Annotated in this window: 16 protein-coding genes and 1 riboswitch; all 16 genes read left to right on the top strand. The window is 42.7% G+C overall.

The features are described 5' to 3' along the window. Positions 1-202 precede the first annotated feature (202 nt). The 16 genes from DWB64_RS11340 to ortB all read left to right on the top strand — a co-directional run bounded on the left by DWB64_RS11340 (position 203) and on the right by ortB (position 17,945). Complete coding sequence (locus tag DWB64_RS11340) at positions 203-451, top strand: type II toxin-antitoxin system Phd/YefM family antitoxin (protein ID WP_129488358.1); 249 nt, start codon at positions 203-205, stop codon at positions 449-451. A 1-nt stretch (position 452) separates the two neighbouring features. Next, positions 453-713 carry a Txe/YoeB family addiction module toxin gene (locus tag DWB64_RS11335; RefSeq protein ID WP_129488357.1) on the top strand — a complete coding sequence of 87 codons (261 nt, stop codon included), beginning with the start codon at positions 453-455 and terminating at the stop codon, positions 711-713. A gap of 469 nt (positions 714-1,182) precedes the next feature. Beyond that, positions 1,183-1,266: riboswitch (cyclic di-GMP riboswitch) on the top strand. A gap of 88 nt (positions 1,267-1,354) precedes the next feature. Further along, positions 1,355-2,284: a hypothetical protein gene (locus tag DWB64_RS11330; protein WP_129488356.1), complete on the top strand. Its 930-nt coding sequence runs from the start codon at positions 1,355-1,357 to the stop codon at positions 2,282-2,284. 296 nt (positions 2,285-2,580) lie between these two features. Further along, positions 2,581-4,695: a bifunctional (p)ppGpp synthetase/guanosine-3',5'-bis(diphosphate) 3'-pyrophosphohydrolase gene (locus tag DWB64_RS11325; RefSeq protein ID WP_129488518.1), complete on the top strand. Its 2,115-nt coding sequence runs from the start codon at positions 2,581-2,583 to the stop codon at positions 4,693-4,695. A 253-nt stretch (positions 4,696-4,948) separates the two neighbouring features. Beyond that, the gene (gene dtd / locus DWB64_RS11320) at positions 4,949-5,398 is read left to right on the top strand and encodes a D-aminoacyl-tRNA deacylase (RefSeq protein ID WP_129488355.1); all 450 of its coding nucleotides are present in this window, start codon (positions 4,949-4,951) and stop codon (positions 5,396-5,398) included. An 8-nt stretch (positions 5,399-5,406) separates the two neighbouring features. Continuing rightward, positions 5,407-6,024: an MBL fold metallo-hydrolase gene (locus DWB64_RS11315; RefSeq protein ID WP_129488354.1), complete on the top strand. Its 618-nt coding sequence runs from the start codon at positions 5,407-5,409 to the stop codon at positions 6,022-6,024. A 50-nt stretch (positions 6,025-6,074) separates the two neighbouring features. Further along, complete coding sequence (gene hemZ / locus DWB64_RS11310) at positions 6,075-7,538, top strand: coproporphyrinogen dehydrogenase HemZ (protein WP_164980372.1); 1,464 nt, start codon at positions 6,075-6,077, stop codon at positions 7,536-7,538. Positions 7,539-7,807: 269 nt separating this feature from the next. Next, a complete protein-coding gene (gene aspS / locus DWB64_RS11305) occupies positions 7,808-9,610 on the top strand; it encodes an aspartate--tRNA ligase (protein WP_129488352.1) in 1,803 nt (600 codons plus the stop codon). Positions 9,611-9,728: 118 nt separating this feature from the next. Continuing rightward, entirely contained in the window at positions 9,729-10,172 is a 444-nt protein-coding gene (locus DWB64_RS11300) for a SoxR reducing system RseC family protein (RefSeq protein ID WP_129488351.1), read from the top strand. Positions 10,173-10,210: 38 nt separating this feature from the next. Continuing rightward, positions 10,211-11,446: a serine hydroxymethyltransferase gene (glyA, locus tag DWB64_RS11295; RefSeq protein ID WP_129488350.1), complete on the top strand. Its 1,236-nt coding sequence runs from the start codon at positions 10,211-10,213 to the stop codon at positions 11,444-11,446. 137 nt (positions 11,447-11,583) lie between these two features. Then, a complete protein-coding gene (locus tag DWB64_RS11290) occupies positions 11,584-12,018 on the top strand; it encodes an N-acetyltransferase (protein ID WP_129488349.1) in 435 nt (144 codons plus the stop codon). A 17-nt stretch (positions 12,019-12,035) separates the two neighbouring features. Continuing rightward, on the top strand, positions 12,036-13,256 hold the full coding sequence (locus tag DWB64_RS11285; RefSeq protein ID WP_129488348.1) for a UDPGP type 1 family protein: 1,221 nt from the start codon (positions 12,036-12,038) through the stop codon (positions 13,254-13,256). Between the two features lie 22 nt (positions 13,257-13,278). After that, on the top strand, positions 13,279-14,691 hold the full coding sequence (locus tag DWB64_RS11280; RefSeq protein ID WP_129488347.1) for a sigma-54-dependent Fis family transcriptional regulator: 1,413 nt from the start codon (positions 13,279-13,281) through the stop codon (positions 14,689-14,691). Positions 14,692-15,046: 355 nt separating this feature from the next. After that, positions 15,047-16,099 carry a 2,4-diaminopentanoate dehydrogenase gene (gene ord / locus DWB64_RS11275; RefSeq protein WP_129488346.1) on the top strand — a complete coding sequence of 351 codons (1,053 nt, stop codon included), beginning with the start codon at positions 15,047-15,049 and terminating at the stop codon, positions 16,097-16,099. A gap of 134 nt (positions 16,100-16,233) precedes the next feature. After that, positions 16,234-16,533 (top strand): 2-amino-4-oxopentanoate thiolase subunit OrtA, encoded by a 300-nt coding sequence (ortA, locus tag DWB64_RS11270; protein WP_129488345.1) that lies wholly within the window; start codon positions 16,234-16,236, stop codon positions 16,531-16,533. Continuing rightward, on the top strand, positions 16,533-17,945 hold the full coding sequence (gene ortB, locus DWB64_RS11265; RefSeq protein WP_171831364.1) for a 2-amino-4-oxopentanoate thiolase subunit OrtB: 1,413 nt from the start codon (positions 16,533-16,535) through the stop codon (positions 17,943-17,945). The genes ortA and ortB overlap by 1 nt, the downstream gene beginning before the upstream one ends. Positions 17,946-17,967: the final 22 nt, after the last annotated feature.

The following is a 17,967-nucleotide window of genomic DNA, read 5'->3' as shown; positions in this document are numbered from 1 at the left end:
GGAATGTGATATATCCACCCTCTCAACAGTCCAATCCAATCAAGATAAATTAATATCCCCAAAACCACACTAAGAAGCAATCTTTCAATTCATCTACCTCTCTTTTCCTTGTAGCTTCAACTTATGATCACCATGATTTAAGTGATAAGACAAATTGACGTACGTAAAAAAGTACGTTATAATTAACTTAGGAGGTGTTTCTATGATCACTTTGAGTGTAACAAATTTCAGGAAAAACATTTATAACATATTGAGCCAAGCAATAAAGTTCAATGAGCCTATCAATATTAATACCAAAGAAGGAAATGCTGTAATTTTGAGTGAAGAAGACTATAATGGACTAATCGAGACGCTTAATTTATCTAACATACCTAATCTCAAAGAAAGCATTATTGAAGGTTTGAATACGCCTATTGATGAATGCGTCAGTGAAGAAGAGGTAGAATGGTAAGATGTATACTGTTGTGTTTACGAAAAAGGCTATAAAAGATGTCAATAAGCTAAAAGCTGCAAACCTATCTGAGAAAGCTAAGAAGTTAGTAGAACTACTAAAAGAAAATCCATATGCGATACCGCCATCTTATGAAAAGTTGGTTGGAGACTTAAGTGGTGCTTATTCAAGGCGAATCAATATTCAACATCGATTAATTTATAGTATAGATGAAGGCTCCAAAACAGTTAAAATAATTAGAATGTGGACACATTATGAGTAGAACATACGAGGTTATGTTCTATTTTTATTTCTAGTAGGATACTATTTGCCATTTTAGCAATTAGATACGATTCTAATATAAGTAAGTGATGTAAGTCTTATCTATAAAACCACACTAAGAAGTGATTATTGCAACACTTGGATTTTCTATAAAGTAATCATTTGATACTAACCGGATTAGTTATTCTGAACATGTATCTTTAAGGCGCTACGCTTAAAATACAAGGAATAACTAGATATACGAGAAATGTTTGCCTTGCATTTGGAGCGAAGCGCCTTAGAATAACAGGAATAGCAGGTGAGATCAAAGGAATGGTAAAAAGTGAATAATTAAGTAGAGTGTTGCAGATCAAAAACCTTAGTGTGGTTTTAAAATAGCACCTCTCTCCATCCAAAACCCATTCGGGACTATAGTCACAAGTTGTCATAATTCGCTTGAAAATTAGTTCGGTAGCCTATATACTATGGTTAATTGAAAAAGGCAAACTGGTCGAAAGGTCAGGACGCAAAGCTAAAGGGCCTTCCTCATTAAGAGATGGCAGCCAGTTACCGATAAAGTGGAATTTTAATCTCTTACGGTATACTCGTGAGAGATTTTTTTTACCTTTTATTGGACTAACGATAGGACATGGAGGGAATGGTATGATGAATTTAAAAAAGAGCATGATGACACTTGTAGTTGTAATGCTTAGTGCGGTGACGGTGTTTGCATTTGCAGACGGTGTTGAAGAAGTCAAGGTACCGGTCGACGGTACGGTTGTAGAAGCTGCCGATGAGGTAGTTACTGAAGAACAGGCTGCATTAGAAGCTGAAGCAGCGGCGGCAGCAGAAAAAGAAGCAGCTATAGCAGCACTTGAAACTAAGATTGAAGAGTTTGAAGGTTATCTGCAAGAAGCGGTTGCAAAACTTAATGATGAAACAATAGTACTATCTGATGAAGATAAAACGCTTTTAGAAGGCGAGATTACAGCACTAACTGCTGAAATCGACGCATTTTACCTAGAGCTTGAAGAGTTGACTGCTGAAGAAGTGCCTGCTGATGAGAATCAACTTGCGATTGATGCGATCAACCTACAGCTTGAGGAACTTAACGCTCAAATCGAAGCCAACAAAGCATTGCTTGCAAACGAAGACACGACTTTAAGCGTAGAAGAAATCGCGGCACTTGAAACACTGATTGCTGAAGCGAATGCCACTATCGAAGGCTTAAACGAAGAGCTAGGCCAATTGGTTGAAGCAACTGAAGAAGAAGGCGACAATCCTAACGCTGAAAGATTTGCAAGTGCTGAAAAATACGGCATCACTGCTGGTAAAATGAACTTGCTTGAAAAACTTATCGCAGTATTTGCAGGAGAGTTTGACCTAGAAGAGGGTTCGACATTATCCGTTAAAGAAATTCAAAAGGCGATTAAAGAAAACAAGGCGTTGATCGTTGAAGACGCTGACGAATCTGAAGAAGCGATTGTTGAAGACGCATCTATCGTTGAAGATGAAGATGATGAGCCAAAAGTCAAAGAAAAAGAAAAAGAATCAAAATCAAAAGGCAACAACTCAAAAAGCAAAAAGAAATAGTTGTTTGAAGGCCATCAGAAATGATGGCCTTTTTAAATAAATCAGCATTTAAAAAATAGTAGACGATCAAAATAACTGTGACAAAATGCGAATATCACACTAATTACGAACACGTAATTGTTTATACTGCTTTCTTGCGTTATAATAGTAGGATAATCTAAATAGATAAGCCATTGATTGCATTTACATCGAGGAGAATCAAGGCGTACAACGGTTGAGTAGGTGATGTTTTGACACAAGAGCTTTTTATAGAAAAATTAGAAGCACTTCATTTGAACGGTGTTGATATAGAAGCGATGAAAAATGCGTATGCTTTTGGCGAGCAGGCTCATGCGGGTCAGTTTCGCAAATCGGGTGAACCCTACTTTATTCACCCTGCAGAAGTTACGCTTATTCTGGCTGAACTCGAAATGGATCAGGATACTCTCATTTCGGGTCTTTTGCATGATGTTATCGAGGATACGGACTACACGTTCGATCAGATTGCAGAACGGTTTGGCACAACGGTCGCTCAGCTTGTAGACGGTGTCACGAAGCTTGGTAAGATTCATTATGAGACGAAAGAGGAGTTTGAGGCTGAGAACCTTAGAAAGATGTTTTTGGCGATGGCTGAAGATATTAGGGTTATTCTGATCAAGCTTGCCGACAGGCTCCATAATATCCGTACGTTAAAGTTTATGACCGACGACAAGAAGCGCGAGAAGGCTAGGGAGACGCTTGAAATATACGCTCCGATAGCCCATCGACTTGGTATCTTTAAGATCAAATGGGAACTAGAAGACCTTAGTCTGCTTTATATCGACCCAGAGGGTTATTATGACCTTGTGGCCAAGGTGAACAAAAAGCGTTCTGAACGCGAAGCCTATATCACTGATGTGATCGATTCCCTTAAACGTGAACTAGGCGAAGTGGACATCAGAGCCGAGATTTACGGAAGACCTAAGAACTTTTACTCAATCTATAAGAAGATGGTCTACCAGCATAAGAACTTTAATGAGATATTCGATATCACAGCAGTACGTGTCATTGTTGACAGCGTGAAAGACTGCTACGGCGTACTAGGGATTGTGCACACGCTTTGGAAACCCATACCCGGTAGATTTAAAGACTATATCGCAATGCCTAAGCAAAACATGTATCAGTCGCTGCATACGACAGTGATCAGCGGCATTGGTGATCCTTTTGAAATTCAGATCAGGACTGCCGAGATGCATCGGATTGCCGAGTACGGTATCGCAGCCCACTGGAAGTACAAAGAGGGCGATGAGAACAGCGTTACTAATATCGACGATAAACTTGCGTGGCTTCGTCAGATGATGGAAGTGCAAAAGGATATCGAATCTCCTGAAGAATTTATGGATACGCTTAAGTTTGATCTGTTCTCGAATCAGGTTTACGTGTTTACCCCTCAGGGGAAAGTCGTGGAGCTGCCTACAGGTTCGACACCGGTTGATTTTGCCTATAAGATTCACTCGGCTGTCGGTAACCGCTGTATTGGCGCCAAAGTGGATGGTAGAATCGTACCGCTCAACTTTGTGCTTGAAAACGGAAAGATCGTTGAAATCATAACAAGTAAGACCGCTTCGGGACCGAGCCGTGACTGGCTTAAATTTGTAAAGAGCTCTGAAGCTAAAAATAAGATAAAACACTGGTTTAAAAAAGAACGTCGTGAAGAAAACGTCGAAAAGGGCAAGGAAATGCTCGAGCGTGAAATCAGACGAAACGGATTCCAGTTTAAAGACTTTTTAAAAAGTGAATGGCAAGAGATTATCCTTAAACGCTTGACTGTGAAGTCGCTTGAAGACCTCTATGCGTCTGTGGGTTACGGTGGAATTTTAACTGGTCAGGTAATCCCTAAGTTAAGAGAGCTTTACCGCGAAGAAGAAAAGAAAAAGCGTGAGAACCAAAGCGTAAGCCTTGAAGAACACGACTTTAAAAAAGTGAATAAGAAAGAACCTAAAGGCAACCAAGGGATTATCGTTGAAGGTATCGAAAATACGATTGTCAGATTCGCCAAATGCTGCAGCCCTGTTCCTGGTGACAGGATCATCGGGTATATAACAAGAGGCAGGGGAGTTACAGTGCATCAGATGGACTGTTCCAACCTAGAGACAAACGAAGAGGCAAGAAACAGATACATCGAAGTGTCTTGGGCTAAGGATGAAGTGGTCTCCTACAATTCGGAGGTTCAGATTGTCGCTCCTGACAGAAAAGGACTATTATCTGAAATCACGATGCTAATGGCAGAAACACGCGTAACCGTCAACGGCGTCAACGCAAGAAGAACCAAAGACGGCATCGCCCTAATCAACCTAAACCTAGAAATCCAAAACACCGAACAGTTAACGAAAATCATCAACAAATTCAAATCAATGCCAGAGGTTATAGATGTAAAGAGGGTCACTGGTTAGCGCAAATGTATCCCAATTTGCGCCGCCCCACCGGCCAGTATACCTAAAATTTTCATTTAGAAATATTTAATTTTAGGTATTGCGAAGAGGTGCTCGCGCAAATTTTTCTCATTTGCGCCGCCCCACCGGCCAACATACCCCAAATTTTCATTTGAAAATAACTAATTTGGGGTATTGTGAAGAGGTGCTTAATCCCTCAAAACTAAAACTAAAACCAAAACCAAAACAAACAAAATCCAAGGAGCCTCCCACCATGAGAGCAGTTGTACAACGAGTAACATCCTCATCCGTAACCGTGGATAACAAGGTGACCGGAGCGATAAAAAAAGGATTGATGGTTCTTTTGGGTGTGCATGAAGAAGACACCAATAAGGATCTTGACTATATGGCTGAAAAGCTTGTTAATCTACGAATCTTTGAAGATGAAGAAGACGTGATGAACCTGTCACTGCTAGACATCGGCGGCGAGGCGCTTATCGTATCGCAGTTCACCCTGATGGGGGATGTGCGAAAAGGTAGACGTCCTAGTTATTCAAAAGCTGCTAAGCCTGATGATGCAAACAGCATGTATGAGGCCTTTGTCGAAAAAATCAGAAGTTATGGCATTAAGGTTGGAACAGGTGTGTTCCAGGCGGATATGCTTGTCGATATCAAAAATGATGGCCCGGTAACTATCCTACTGGACAGCCATAAGAACTTTTAGGAGAAAAAATGAGAGTTAAAACGTTAGCTGTAGGTCTACTAGAGGCCAATGCGCATATCTTATGGGACCCAACATCAAAAGAAGCGGTTGTTGTGGACTGCGGTGGAGATGCCGACCGCATTGAAGCTTTTTTAGCAACTAAGGAATTAAAGGCGAAATACATCGTGCTGACACATGGACACGTGGACCATATCGCAGGTGCTTCGGATTTAAAACGTCTGACTGGCGCGCAGATTGTCATTCATGAGCAGGACGCAGAAATGACAGAAGACCCACATAAGAATGCTTCAAGGCAGTTTCCTATACCGCCGGTTTCATTTAAGGCGGACGTGCTTGTAAAAGATGCGGATATACTTATGTTAGGTGAAGCTGAGCTTAAGATTGTACACACGCCTGGCCATACAAAAGGTGGTATCTGCATTGTTGCCGGCGAGTATATCGCAACAGGCGACACGCTCTTTAAAGGCAGTATCGGAAGAACGGACCTGTACGGAGGCGATATGAACGCACTGAGAAAATCGCTTGTCAAACTGGCAGACCTTCCGCACCGTTTGATTGTCTTATCGGGACATGGCGGACAGTCCACCATTAGAGATGAAGTACGAAGCAATCCTTATATGAGATAAATCAAAAGCGCTGTATGGCGCTTTTAACGTGTAGAGTTGGAGTGATAAAATTGAGAATTTCTATAGTAGGTCATCATTATGAGTATGATTTTCGTAATATCGCAAATATCTTTTTAGAACAGGAAGCCTGTACAATCGCCCATGATCTGGAGCCGTCTGATAAGGGGCATCAGATTGTAAGTAAGCTTGAGGACAAAGACGTTAGAACCTTGACGACTGGTCTTTATACTGATGGACAACTTGTAAAAGAGTGGGTTAGTTTTGTCGACCCTAAGCTTGACACGATCATGTTCAAAAAGCGTACTAAACGCACACTCGTCAGGCAGTTATATGAAGCACTCAGCATGTGCCATGATGCTTTGTCAAAATGGGGAGTGCTTGTTGGTGTAAGACCGACAAAGCTTTGCCATGAATTAATGGACCAAGGTCATGATGATGATGAGATCAGAAAAATTCTTGATGAGGACTACTTCTTATCTGAGGAAAAGGTAAACCTTCTGCTTGAAATCTGTCATTTGGAGCGTCCCTATATCTATCCAATAAAAGAAGATAGGTTCTCGATTTATCTGAGTATTCCATTTTGCCCGACTCGGTGTCTGTATTGTTCTTTTCCTTCTTATGCGGTTGCAGGTAGAGAAAAGGAGATCGAGGCGTATACTGAAAAGCTGATCTACGAAATCACAGAGACAGCCAAGTCGCTGGATGTCACTAAAGTTGACACGATCTACTTTGGTGGCGGCACTCCTGCCGTTTTAAGTTCTGAGCAGATTAAAAGGATAGTGAAGGCGATCAATGACAATTATGACGTGTCTTCACTAAGAGAGTTCACTTTTGAAGCCGGACGACCTGATGCGATTGACGAACCTTTACTTGAAACCCTCAAAGAACTTGGTGTGGACAGGGTTTGTGTAAATCCTCAGACCATGGACGACAGAACTCTTGAGATCATCGGCAGAAAGCATAATGTCGAGCAGACGGTCAGAGCGATGGCAATGGTAAAAAAATATAATTTTGATGCGGTGAACATGGACCTGATCGTGGGGCTCCCGGAAGAGACGCTAAGCGATGCGAAGCTGTCTATCGATTCTGTGCTTAAGTTAAAGCCTGAAAATATCACAGTCCATACGCTTGCTATCAAACGTTCTTCTAGACTGAATAGGGAACGTGACGATTATGAGCTGCCCAACGAGCATTTGGTTGAGGACATGCTCAGTACGATTGACGAGGAAGTACGCGCGCAAGGTTATGTGCCTTATTACATGTACCGTCAAAAGTATATGCTCGGCAATCTTGAGAACGTGGGTTATACCTTAAAGGATAAGGCGTCGATCTACAATATGATGATTATGGAAGAAAAACAGACGATTCTGGCATTTGGAGCAGGGGCTTCGAGCAAGTTCTTTTACCCAAGCGAAGACCGCTTTGAAAGAGTCCATAACGTGAAGAGTTTGGAAGACTACCTGAGCAGAGTCGACGAGATGGTAAAACGTAAAGTCGAAGTGATGAAGTCTTAGCGATAAGTGTTGACTCATGGCTTTTAGCCATGTAAAATAACCATATATACAGGGCATGGGAAAGAGTAATACCAAGATGAAGCACAGCGATTTCGGGGTGGTGGGAGCCGGGAGTGATTGAAGGTATGAAAGACATCTCAATTATTATGCCAAATCAATCAAAGTGGACCAAATGGTCAACTAGGGTGGCACCGCGGGTTTGACTCGTCCCTATTGCAGGGATGGGTCTTTTTTGTTTTTGTTACTATTTAAATTTAAAGGAGATAAAGATGGCAGAATTTTTAGGTACATGGAAACGTACACACTATAGCGGTGTGTTAAGAGAAGAACATATCGGTCAAGAAGTGATCTTGATGGGCTGGGTTCAGAAGAAGCGTAACTTAGGCGGACTGATCTTTGTGGATTTAAGAGACCGTGAAGGTATTTCACAAATCATCTTCGACAGCGCTGTTTCAGAAGAGTCCTTTAACAAGGCTGACCAGCTTACAGGTGAGTGTGTGATCGCTGTGAAGGGTATCGTACACAAGCGCGAATCGATCAATGAATCAATTCCTACGGGTCTTGTAGAAGTTTACGGTGCGGAGCTTAAGATTCTTTCGTTCTCGCAAACGCCGCCGATCCATATCAATGATGACGATAACGCCGGTGACCAGTTAAAACTTAAATACAGATATTTGGACTTAAGAAAACCTAAGATGCAGAACTTCCTTAAGACGCGTCATAAAATTTCTTCTACGATTAGAGATTTTTTAAACCGAGAAGGCTTTTTAGATATGGAAACACCAGTACTGACTAAACCGACTCCAGAAGGCGCACGCGACTACCTGGTGCCATCGAGAGTGCACCCTGGCAAGTTCTATGCGCTGCCACAGTCGCCACAGTTATTCAAACAGCTGCTGATGATTTCGGGCTTTGACAAATACTATCAGATCGTTAGATGTTTTAGAGACGAAGACCTTCGTGCTGATAGACAGCCTGAGTTCACGCAAGTGGATATCGAAATGTCCTTCATCGACCAGGAAGACATCATGGCCGTCAACGAAAAGCTGATGGGTGAACTTTTCAAGAGCGTCCTAGGATTGGAGCTTGAGTCTAAGTTTATGAGAATGACCTACGCTGAGGCGATGGACAAATACGGTTCGGACAAACCAGACTTACGTTTTGGCATGGAAATGGTGAAATTGAACGACTTAGTGGCAGATTGCGGATTTAGCGTATTTGAGGATACAGTTAGAGATGGTCATCTTGTAAAGGCGATCAATGTCATCGGTGGTGCCGAAGCATACAGTAAAAAAGCGATGAAGAATCTTGAGAAGACAGCAAAGACTTACGGAGCCAAAGGACTTGCTTGGTTGAAAGTCACCGAAGAAGGAATCGATTCGCCGATTGCCAAGTTCATGACAGAAGAAAAGATTGCTTCTATCATTGAAGCAATGGATGCGAAAGTAGGCGATATGGTCCTGTTTATCGCAGATAAGAAGTCGGTTACAAACGTCACACTTGGCGGTTTAAGACTAGAGGCTGCTAAAAAGCTTGACCTGATCGATCCTAACGATATTAAGGTTTTATGGGTGGTTGACTTCCCGCTGTTCGAGTACGATGAGGATGACGGCAGATTCTATGCGAAACACCATCCGTTCACAAGCCCGATGGAAGAGGATCTTGACATTATCGAATCTGACCCAGAAAACGCACGTGCTAAGGCATACGACCTTGTCATCAACGGATCTGAAGTGGGTGGCGGCAGTATCAGAATCTATGATGCCGAGCTTCAGAACAGAATGTTCAAGGCCCTTGGTCTTACTGAGGAGGAAATCACGGATAAGTTCGGGTTCCTTGTTGAAGCCCTTAAATACGGTACGCCACCACATGGCGGTATCGCTTACGGTCTTGACAGGTTGACAATGATCCTTACAGGAACTGAAAATATCAGAGACGTGATCGCATTCCCTAAAACACAAAATGCAGCGTGTCCTTTGACAAACGCACCTTCTCCAGCAGATGCAGCACAGCTTGAAGAACTGGCACTTGCGGTTGTTTTGAAGGAAAAGGAAGAAAAAACAGAAGAATAGGGCTAAACATTACTATTCTTTAACATATTATTTGTTTCCAGCTACTTTATTAAAACGTGTAATAATTTATAATAGTAGTTGTGAAACTAGGATAACGTTTTCTCGAGAGGAGAGTACGATGAATCGGATTGGACAGGTTGTAGAACTTGATCACGACATGGCAGTCGTCGCTATGAGAAAGCACACAGCGTGCGGTGATTGCGGCGCGTGTCAGTTGGGTGAGGAGAACATGGAGACAACAGTCAATGTTTTAAACCCGATCGATGCGCAACCAGGTGATTTTGTTGAAATCGATATGGCGGACGCGGATGTTCTGCGAGCTGCATTCCTAGTGTATATCATTCCGCTTGCGGCACTACTTTTAGGCATCGGACTTACGCAACTGTTTTTAGGCTTTATCGGTGTAGGTAATTCAGAATTGATCGGTGTACTTGTAGGGTTTGCCAGTATGGCGGTATCTTACATCATTATCAGAAAGAAAGATGATGCGTTAAAAGGAAAGAAACGCTACATTTCTACGATCACTAAAAATTTTGGCAACGGTGAAACGACTCAGGCTTAAGTGGGGTTATACCTCATTAAATGATAAGGAGGATTTACATGAATTTTAGATTTTTACAATCAGCAGATCCAGTGGTTTACGAAGCGATTCAAAACGAAACTAAAAGACAACAAGACGGTCTAGAACTGATCGCATCAGAAAACTTTGTATCAGAAGCGGTAATGGAAGCTGCAGGTAGCGTATTTACAAATAAGTATGCTGAAGGTTACCCAGGTAAGAGATACTACGGTGGCTGTTCGGTAACTGACGTAGTGGAGACGCTTGCAATCGAAAGATTGAAAGAAATCTTCAGCGCGGACCACGCGAACGTTCAACCGCATTCAGGCGCTAACGCGAACATGGGTGTTTACCTTGCCGCACTTAAACCTGGCGACAAAGTACTTGGTATGGATCTTTCTAACGGTGGTCACTTGACTCACGGTTCTCCGGTTAACATTTCTGGTCTTTACTTTGACTTTGTGTCATACAAACTAGACCCTGTAACAGAAATGATCGACTATGACCAAGTGAGACAACTTGCTATCGAGCATAAGCCAAAAATGATTGTAGCTGGTGCTTCGGCATACGCTAGAAAAATCGATTTTGCCAAGTTCAGAGAAATCTGTGACGAAGTCGGCGCGCTTTTAATGGTAGATATGGCTCATATCGCCGGTCTTGTAGCTGCTGGTCTTCACCAAAATCCATGTGAGTACGCTGACTTTGTAACGACGACTACTCATAAGACATTAAGAGGTCCACGTGGTGGAGCTATCCTTTGTAAAGCAGAGCACGCGAAAGCTGTTGACAAAGCGATCTTCCCAGGACTTCAAGGTGGACCGCTTGTTCACGTAATCGCTGCTAAGGCTGTTGCATTCGGCGAAGCGTTACAACCTGCATTTAAAGCTTACCAGGAGCAAGTGGTTAAGAACGCAAACGTTCTTGCTAACGAGCTGATGAGCCGTGGAATCAATCTAGTATCTAACGGTACAGACAATCACTTGATGCTTATCGACCTTGGCGCAGAAGGAATTAGCGGCAAAGTCGCAGAAGCGCTACTTGGCGATATCGAAATCACGGTCAACAAAAACACAGTACCTTCAGAAACACGTTCGCCATTTGTTACAAGCGGTATCAGAATTGGTACTCCTGCTGTAACTTCACGTGGTCTTGTTGAAGAAGATATGGTAGAAATCGCTGACATCATCGCATCATGCCTTAACCAAACGGTTGAGCCAGCGATACTTAAAGAGCGAGTTCACACGCTTTGCAAAAAATATCCGTTATACGCTAAATAGTCGTAAGAGGCTAAAGCTGGATTAATAATCGTATAGAAGACTGTTGCCAATCTAGATTGGTGACAGTCTTTTTTACTGGTGCAAATAAGCGGTGCAATATGGTAAAATACTAGTGATACTATATTTGGGGGTGCTCTATGCAGATTAGGGAAGAAGCAGATTTGACTGTCATTCAACCGCTATGGGAAAAGTTGAACGCGCATCATCTGGAACATTCAATTGATTTTAAGGGTTTTTTCGAGTCCAATTATTTTGAAAGAAGACTGGCATTCATCAACGAAGCGGAAGAAGTGAAATTGTATGTGGCTGAAGATCACGAGGATTGCGGTTTTATTATTGTTGCCATCGACAAACTCAGAAGAGGTGAAGTCGAAGCGCTCTATCTGGATTCTGATAAGAGGGGACTTGGCATCGGAGAAGAATTGATGCAAAAGGGACTTGACTGGCTTAAGGCACATCATGCCAAAAGCATCTCACTAAAGGTAGCTGCAGGCAATGAGGCTGTCATGGACTTTTACGAAAAATTTGGATTTAAAAAACGCCTATACTACATGTATCAGGTTGAAGAATAGAGGATTAGGAGAATTTGATGGAATTATTTACAACGATTGAGAAGCACGGTCAAGGACATTTGATAAAGCATTATGAGAGTTTGCCTAAGGAGGCGCAGGTTGATTTTTTAAATCAGTTGAAATCGATCGACTTTGAACTGATCGACCGACTGTATGGACAGCTTGTTACGGGGCAGCAGGCGACCGATCACGAACGGAGTCTTTCGCCACTCTTGCCTGATATCTTGACAGATGCTGATAGAATAACCTTTGAACAGCTGGGAATTAAGGTGATTGCAGCCGGGCAAGTTGCCGCACTGCTTCTTGCGGGGGGACAGGGGTCAAGGCTTGGACATGAAGGACCAAAGGGTACTTTTGATATCGGACTTGCCTCTGGTGCGTCTTTGTTCCAGCTGCATATCGATTCATTGAAAAGAGTTGAAAAGACCACTGGGACTTATATCGATTTTTATATCATGACCAGTGACACCAATCATGACGAAACCGTCGCCTATTTTGTGCAAAACGGCTACTTCGGCTACCCACGCGAGAAGGTGACTTTCTTCAGGCAGGGAATGCTGCCGGCAGTTGATTTTAGTGGGAGGATCATCATCGAATCCGAGGGCAAAATCAGCTTCAGCCCGGATGGCAATGGAGGCTGTTTTGTGGCGCTTGGTAAAAGTGGTGTGATGCGCTCGATATTAGATAAGGGTATCAAGTGGTTGTTCCTATTTGGAATTGACAATGCCATCACAGACGTCTGCGATCCTGTATTTGTAGGTTACACCGAGGCTTCTATGAAGCAATCCGCAAGCAAGGTCGTCAAAAAGATAAGTGCCGATGAAAAGGTCGGCGTACTATGCTACGATCACCTTAGACCTTCGATAGTGGAGTATTCTGAGATGAGCGAGCAAGATACACGCCTTACAGATGAGAAGGGCGAGCTTGTATACAGCAATGCGAACATTCTTAACCATCTGATAAGAACAGATGTGCTAAACGACTACCTGACAGAACCTATGCAGTATCATCTAGCGGTGAAAAAGATCAAACATATCACGGATTCTGGAGTTTCTGTTACACCAGATAAGTCGAACGGATATAAATACGAAAGCTTTATTTTCGACATATTCCCTTTCTTTACCGATATGGGAGCCCTGCAGGTGTCTCGCGAGCTTGAGTTCGCACCTGTTAAAAACAAAGAGGGTGCTGACTCACCCCAGACTGCAAAAGCGCTTTATATGAAGAAATACAAGTAGCGTCATTAGATTAGAGGTAGATATGTCTAGAAAACTTTTAGAAGAAGCGTTTATAGAACTGATCGAGCATATTGATGAAGGTGTGCATATAATTGATGCCTCTGGAGTGACCCGTGTTTACAATAAGGCGATGGAAGATATCGAGGGTATGAAGGCTAGCCAAGTGATTGGTAAGCATATCACTAAGGCCTACGACGGCTGGACTGAAGAGAATTCGACGCTTTTGACCGTGCTTAAAACCGGAAAATCGCTGCATAGACCCAATCAGAAGTACCTTAACCTGATGGGAAAACCCATTGCTACTGTAAATACAAGCATGCCTCTTTTTCATGAAGGTGAGATTATCGGTGCGCTTGAAGTCTCGCAAAATATCACAGAAGTCAGTGAGCTTTCTGAACAGATCATACAGTTAAGGCAGCAAATCATGGATCCTGCAAAAGCTAAGGATCATCCCAATTATAAAGAAAAGCATTATACCTTCGATATGCTTATCGGACAAAATAAGAACTACCTGAATGCGATTAAGATTGCCAAGCGCGCGGCCAAAACCTCGTCGAGTATCATGATTGTCGGAGAGACCGGTACGGGTAAGGAACTGTTCTCACAAAGTATCCACTATGAAAGCGATAGAAAGACCTTTCCGTTTTTAGCAATCAACTGCGCCGCAATGCCCGAATCACTTTTAGAGAGCATCTTGTTCGGGACGACAAAGGGCAGCTTCACCGGTGCGATGGACAGACCGGGCCTGTTTGAACAGGCCGACAAGGGCACGCTGTTTTTAGATGAGATAAACTCCATGTCCCTAAACCTTCAGGCAAAACTGCTTAGGGTGCTGCAAGAGGGCTATGTCAGACGAGTAGGAGGGCTAGGTGATATTCCTGTGGATGTCCGGATTATCGCTGCGACCAACGAGGAGCCTTCGAAACTCATCGAAAAGGGCGAATTTAGAAAAGACCTTTATTATAGAATCAACGTACTAGCCATCAAGATTCCGAGTTTAAAAGAAAGACCTGAAGATATCAAGCACTTGGTGGACTATTTTATAAAATACTACAACGAAAAGCTGTCAAAAGACGTATGGATGCTCTCAGAAGAGGTGATGAACCTTTTAAAGCAATACGAATGGCGTGGCAATGTCAGAGAACTTCAGAACTTTATCGAATCCTCATTAAACATGGTGCAGGATGAGCATGTGGTCAATAAGGAACATATGCCTGACCACTGGCAAGAGGTTTTTGGAAGCTCGAAAGTTAAAGAGGAAAGACTCACGTTTGTCAGTGATGACAGGTCGCTTAATGAGCAGATCAGAGAGCTTGAGATTGAGATCATCAAGTCGAAAATGAATGAACATGACAGTAACGTGAGCAGGGCGGCAAAAAGTTTGGGCTTATCAAGACAAAACCTACAATATAAGCTGAAACTGTATGGGATTTAAGTATTTGAATGATTATACATGCGGGCATGTGCAAGATATTTTGCACATGCCCGCATTTTATTTTGCACTACTTGTATTTATGGACTCATTGGTGTATTATGTTGTATTTTATTGTATAATGCATGCAAAATATTTTGCTTTATAAACGCAAAATATTTTGCATGTAGGGTTTACGACTGTGAAAGCGTTTTCTAAACATGCACTGACGCTCGGATTAGATGCATATCTATGCATGACGTGCATGTTTATGAGTTTTTTTATACTGAAAACTGACAAAATGGTTGTTAAAGTTGGCACGCATCTTGCTTTATAAATGGGCATAACGCTTCAAGCTAACTTTAAGGAGGAATTACTAATGAAAAGAAATGTAAGAGTAGCAATTTGGGGATTCGGCGCAATGGGCAGTGGTATGGCTGAGATGCTTCTTAAAAAGACTGGTGTTGAAATCACGGCTGTATGTGATAGACACGAAGGCAGAGTTGGTAAAGATATTCATGAAGTACTAGGTGTTGAACGTGGTGATAGAGCCGAAGTAATCATCAACCCTAACGTTGAAGAAGTAATTAAAGAAGGCGTTTGTGATGTTGTATTATGTGCTACTGATTCCTTCACAAAGTCAGCGTTCCCAAGACTTAAATATTGCTTAGAGCAAAAGTTGAATGTAATCTCGACTGCTGAGGAAATGGCTTATCCACAAGCTCAAAATCCTGAACTTGCAGCTGAACTTGATAGAATTGCAAAAGAAAACGGCGTTTCAATCTTAGGTACTGGCATCAACCCAGGACTTATCATGGACTTGCTTGTGGTTATCCTTACAGGAGCTATGACTGAGCTTGACCATGTTAAAGCAGAAAGAATCAACTCACTTTCTCCATTTGGTCACACAGTAATGGAAGAGCAAGGCGTTGGACTACCAAAAGACGAGTTCATGAGACGTGTTGAAGACGGAACTATGGCTGGTCATGTTGGATTTGAAGAGTCAATCACGATGATCGGTGACGCTGTAGGTTGGAAAGTAGAAGGCATCAAAACTCAAATGGCTCCAATCACAACTGACGTAGACAGAAAATCACCACACGGTTTTGCTGCTGCTGGAGACGTTTGTGGTGTTAACATGACTGGTCAAGGTTATGTAGATGGTAAAGTGCTTATCGACATGTACCACCCACAACAAATCGAACCAGAGCAAGTTGGCGTATTCACAGGTGACTACATCACACTTCAAGGTAAGCCAGAAATCAACATGGCGATCAAACCAGAAACAGAAGGTGGTCTTGGAACAATCGCAATGTGCGTAAACATGATTCCACAAATCATCAATGCAAATCCTGGTCTTAAAACAATGCTTGACCTACCAGTACCAAGAGCGATTATGGGCGACATGAGAGATCGTATCGAGAAGTTCTAATTAGTACGAATTGAATTTATTCGGTTGTAGGGGCGTGCCTTGTGTGCGCCCGCAACTCTTTGATAATACCTGAGCGGGTAGACATGAAGCCTACCCCTAAAGGCAAATCATCCAATTTTGAAAGGAAGAATACAATGGCTAAGAAAGGCGATTATGTAAATATATACAACGTCGTACTAACGCCAGCTGAACGTGCGCCGCAAGTGCCGGAGGATACAAAATCTGTGCCGCTTGAAATGTGGGTTCGTGGATTCCTTACTGAAGATGGCGACATCGGTGACGAAGTGACAGTAGAAACCATCACAGGACGTAAAGTGACAGGTAAGATTGTCGAAATCGCGCCGACATACAACCACTCCTTTGGTAAACATATTCCAGAAATCTACGAAATAGGCAAACAGTTGAGATCAATCTTGTTCGGAGGTGACTTATAATGAGAGACAACAGTTACCAAGGTGTAATGAGCCGCCGAAACGAAATTATGAAAAAGGCTGTCGGTATTGACTATAGTACTTTTGAATCGGGAGCGATCGCTTTTGATTACGAAAAAATGATGCGAGAAACCGGTTATACGCTAGAAGAAATGCAGGCGATCCAGGGTAGCACAGGTGTCGGCAACACTCCGATCCTTGAGCTTAAGAACCTTACAGCACTTGCAAGAAAATCAGCGAAAGCAGGAAAGGGTGCCAGAATCTTCTTAAAAGACGAGGCATGCAATCCTTCGGGCAGTTTTAAGGCAAGACGTGCTGCAAATGCCGTTTATCACGCTAAAAAACTTGGTTATAAGGGTGTTATTGCTGCAACAAGCGGTAACTACGGGGCTGCCGTAGCTTCACAGGCGGCGATGCACGGCCTTAAATGTATCATCGTCCAGGAATGTTTTGATTCTGAGGGCAAGGGACAACCGGAAATTATCGAGAAGGCTAGAAAATGCGAAGCATACGGAGCCGAGGTCGTTCAATTGTCCGTAGGTCCGGAACTATTCTACACCTTCCTTCAACTGCTTGAAGAAACAGAATATTTCAATGCATCACTTTATACACCGTTCGGTATCGCTGGTGTCGAAACCCTTGGTTACGAACTTGCGCTCCAAATGAGAGAACGTGTGGGTAGAGACCCTGATGTGGTGGTTTGCACCAACGCCGGCGGCGGTAACTTAACCGGTACTGCGCGAGGCTTAAGAAAAGCAGGTGCTGTAGACACCAAAGTGGTTGCTGCAAGTGTCGATCTATCTGGTCTGCATATGGCTAGTGACAAACAATTCAATAAAAAATCATTCACAACAGGTCACACTGGATTCGGTGTTCCCTTTACCACAGTACCTGATAGAAGCGACGTACCACGTTCAGCTGCACGTCCTATGCGTTATATGGACAGATATGTGACTGTCAAGCAAGGTGAAGTGTTCTATATGACAGAAGCCTTAGCTCAAATTGAAGGTCTTGAAAGAGGTCCTGCCGGTAACACTTCGCTTGTTGCCGCATTCGCTATCGCACAAGAAATGAACGAAGACCAGATCATCGTTGTTCAAGAAACTGAATATACAGGCGCTGGCAAAAGCATTCAGCCACAGCTTAGTTTTGCAAGGGACAACGGCATAGATATCAAGTTCGGCAACCCAGATGAAGAAGTACCTGGTGTGAACATCATCATGCCTGCTAATCCTTCGATGATCAAGGCACGTGATTTGGATCTTGATAAATTGAAGGTGTCTGTCATTAAAAATGCTATTAAGGATTTTGATCCAAATACGATTTCTGATGAAGATATCGCTTATTTGGTGGACGAGACAAGTACAAATACTGAATATGTAAAAAATGCAATCAATAAATTAAGTGACGTATAAAAAATACGCATGATGGAGGTTA

The organism is Fusibacter sp. A1, assembly GCF_004125825.1.
Lineage (GTDB): Bacteria > Bacillota > Clostridia > Peptostreptococcales > Acidaminobacteraceae > QQWI01.
The sequence above is the reverse complement of the archived record's forward strand: the minus strand, read 5'-3'. Positions and strand labels throughout refer to the sequence as shown.